Genomic DNA, 4,067 nt, shown 5'->3' on the forward strand with positions numbered 1-4,067 from the left:
ATGAGGTATGGGAGGACCTGTGAACAGAATCGCCATTTCATCCTCCAGAATTTTTGCAGCTACCGGATAAGTATAGTTATAAGTGTATTCCAATCCGATATAACTGGTATGATCTTCGATGCCTACCGTGGCATATTGTCCGTGTTGCGCCCTGTAACTTCCCTGATCAACATTGTTCACGACTTTATACTGGAATAATATCTCACCATCTCCGGTAGAGGTCGGATAATAATTCTGATCATATAAAATTAATTGAAAAGTTTCTTCAGCACTGTTATATTCATTTTGCAGGTGAGACCATTCTACGATAAAATAATGCGAACCGCTGTTATAATAATAACAGACATTTCCTGATCCGATTTTCAGATCATCCCAGAAAGGAGCTATCATAGGTGAAGGTCCGAGCGGTCCCGGAATATGCCAGTTCATGAAGGAATATTGTTCTGTTGTTCCCGGAGCAATCCAACCATTCGAGCAAACTGTTATGTTGTTATAAGTTACACCATAAAACTTAAATCCGAAGGGTAGGGAAACATTTTCAATATCGCCTGTATTTCCATTATCATTCAGGTTTAAAACAGTTCCTGAACCACCATGATCAGGATCGATCTCAATCCAGTTGTATTCAGGAGCATCGATATATTGAGTATCACCGTCATCATAACAAAAATAACCATAAGCATCGGGACCGAGAGGTTCGGTTACGGATACTTCTCCAACTTCGATGATAAAACTGATGGTATTATCATATCCATCAGGATTGGTTAAATGCAGATCCATTACAAATTGCATTCCGGTAACTATTTGGGTACTGGCTGTTATTTCAAATCTATTTCCGCTGTTTGAAATTTCCGTGCCAGGAGAAATATTCCCATAATATCCGTCAGCATCTTCAATAGTGATCCTGTCACTTTCAGTAGATAATGTTCCGCTTACATCCGAACACAATACTGATCCGATATTTTCTATGGTAACTTCCAATTCAGCAGTTTCTCCCGGATCGAGGATAGCATTATTAGCATCTATAATTGTGTATTCCCGGGTCTCAAGATTTGCTCCTTCAACAGTTAAATAAACCAGATCATTCCATTCTGTTCTGGATGCGTCAGCTATCTGGACATCAAAGATTATTTCAGTTCCTCCCACAGTTGCAGGATCTACGCTTACATCAAAATCATCTTCTGAATATATCGATGTTCCGGGTTCAATTGTTCCGTAAAATTCATTATCATCCGTTATTGTAAGATATTCACTTTCAGAAGAGATCGATGCTGAAATTCCTACAGCATCTAATGCTCCGTAATTTTTCATCATCAAACCGAGTTCAATATCTTCACCGGGATTAATTATTCCATCATCATTCCCATGGGAAGTGTCAATCATATCATCATCGATATTTATCTCGGAAATATTCACAAAAACATTAGATTGAATTATGCTGAAATTTCCCAAAAAGGGAATATAATTATGTTTAGTTACTGTCAGTAACACATCTCCTGCGTTTTCCGTGTAGATAGGTAAAAAAATTCTTCCTTCATTATCGGTGAAACCGGTAGCGAAAATCTCATCTTCACCTTTCAGGGCTGTAACCCAGGCATTTTCAAGAGGATAATGATCATAATTATTCTTCACTACAACTTCGAGATAATTCGATCCCAGAGAAACTGTGGGAGTATATGTGATCATCATTTCGTCAGGTTCATTTGTCCAGAGCTCCATTCCGGGATCTCCCATCAGATTGTTCCAGTGAGAAAATATTTCTACTGCATTCCCAGGATTATTGGGATAATTATTATATAAATTCAATTTCCCGCGATTGAGTGCTCCACCCATGTGATAGATGTGGTCACGAAAAATTCCGGAAAAAATCCCGATATCAACACTATTATTAAAACAGGTATGAGTTCCGGAAGTTGCTGTACCAACTGCTGCAATTGCTCCTTTGGGGACAGATGGAGTTCCGGCTTTCAGGAAATATTCGCTGCGGCAATCACTAGTTCCTTCAAAACCACCGGTTCCGCAAGTAAGAATTACAGCAACGGGGAGTTTATAGCCATTGGTCAGGCTTCCTGTGTTACTGTTACCCCAACCACTCATACCGATATAACCGCGATAATTAAAATAGCTTGCACCTCCGTTCAAACTCGAACTTATCTGAGAAACATAAGAACCATTATAAGCTTCATCAAAAGTAAAACCATCTTCGCTATCATTGATCATTTCCTTAACATCTTTGTTAATAATGATTGTAGATTGACCGGAATGGGTTGGATCTCCTACTAATAAAACATTATGATACCAGTCTGTTTCATCAAGGTAAGGATTTCTCTCATAAACTAATATTTTTGACAATATCGTTTGAAATTCTGTTATTGTATTGAATGAAAGCCGTCCCAGAAATACATCTGCCAGCACATCGTTTCCTTCTAACTGCGTATATGGATGATCTCCTTCTCCGCTATACCAAGAATAGTTTTCAATCCAGGTTGGAATGTTAAAACTTCCGCCTGCATCTCCGACTAAACAGATAAATTCAGGAGGATTTTCCCAGTTATCATAAGCATCTTGAATATAATTCTTAATTTGACTATTGGATGAACCTGTTTCGGAAGTATTGACTGCTGTGACTTCAAAACCTTTCCGGTGTTTCCAAAACACAAGAGAATCAAGCCAGGTTTCAACCGATGTGTTATTGGGATAGATAAAGAGATAACTCGGCTGCTGAAATTCTTCGTCCCGAGTTATTAGTGATCCGTAATTCAGGATTGATGAAGCATAGAATGATTCAAAAGACCTTGAAGTTTTACGAGTTGTAGTTTTGATGTTATCTCCACCTTTACCTGAACAATTCACCTTGAAATTAATGTTTTTGATAATCCGTAATTCCTTTTTTTGAGGATCATACCGGAAAGGATTTACAGTTACATTAACAACTCGAAAATCTCTCATAATTGCGGGGGTTCCTGTTTCTACGATCTTTACCGGGAAAATATCTCCGGAAGAATAAAATCTTTCGTCGATCACGAAGTTGGAACTTGGCGGTTCGCTTTCCAACTGCAATTCCTGCCTGGGATAAATACTCATATTTGTTAGAACTTCCTCTTCAAAAGAAAGGATTTCAATCGTCACCTGTCCTTCATCAGGAATGGCAACCAGGCGGGAAAATCGCGGAAGATCGGGTTTTCCGATTTCCAGAAATTCACCTTCATTGGAATATGATAATTTTTGAAAAGTCTCACCTCTTTCGGAAACTGTTTCCATCTCATAACCATTCAAAGAAAATTCCAGTTCGATGGCATTTCTATCTCCTGAAAGATGTTCAAAAAGATTTTCTCGATTATTTTCCGGGATTTCTATCCAAGTTGCTGAAAGGTAAAATCCAATTATCAGACACAGTAAAATCATCATTTTTTTCATTTTTATTCTCTCCCTTTTTTAATTTCTCAAAACTTGCCAAATCTCATAAATTTGGCAAGTTTAAAAAAAATAATAAGAGTTAATCCGTAAAGTATTTTTTTTATTCAAATTGTGAGAAAATCGAGACAAAAAATTGAGATTGAATATAAGAATCCACTCTAAAAAGGCAATAATTTGGAATATGTATGAAATTTTGCCCGAAATTTGGAAACTGATGAATCAGTTAATGACCTCTATCTTCTTATTAACCGTTTTAACGGTTTCTAATTTTATTGAGTTTGACCTTTTTTTGAGTGGACTCATATATTAATACGAAAAAAAGATTCAACTCATCACATCATATATGAGTCGAATCTTTTTTCCAAATTCAACCATTCGAAAGTAAAAAAAACATCGGAATGTTCAGCTGGCTGATCTTCCGATTGTTTTGGACAATAATTCGTCAAATTCAACATACCGAAGAGCTGCGCACATTCGGAAGTTGCCCATTTCAAAGTCTCGAAACAAGTTCCGAACCACACCTAAATTCCCTTCCGAAGCCTTTCTTTCAATTATTCTTTTGAAAGAGGATTCGGAAGGTTAGAATAATGATAATAAAGAATATACGATAAAACTTTCCGAATCTTATATAAGAGAATTTCTTTGTGAGA

Annotated in this window: 1 protein-coding gene; it reads right to left on the bottom strand. The window is 37.1% G+C overall.

Annotated elements, in window-relative coordinates:
• Nucleotides 1-3,417, bottom strand: a 3,417-nt coding sequence (locus tag ENL20_10240; protein HHE38935.1) for a hypothetical protein, incomplete at its 3' end; no start/stop codon positions are given.
• Between the last annotated feature and the right edge of the window lie 650 nt (nt 3,418-4,067).

It is taken from the genome of Candidatus Cloacimonadota bacterium (genome assembly GCA_011372345.1).
Classification (GTDB): Bacteria; Cloacimonadota; Cloacimonadia; order Cloacimonadales; family TCS61; genus DRTC01.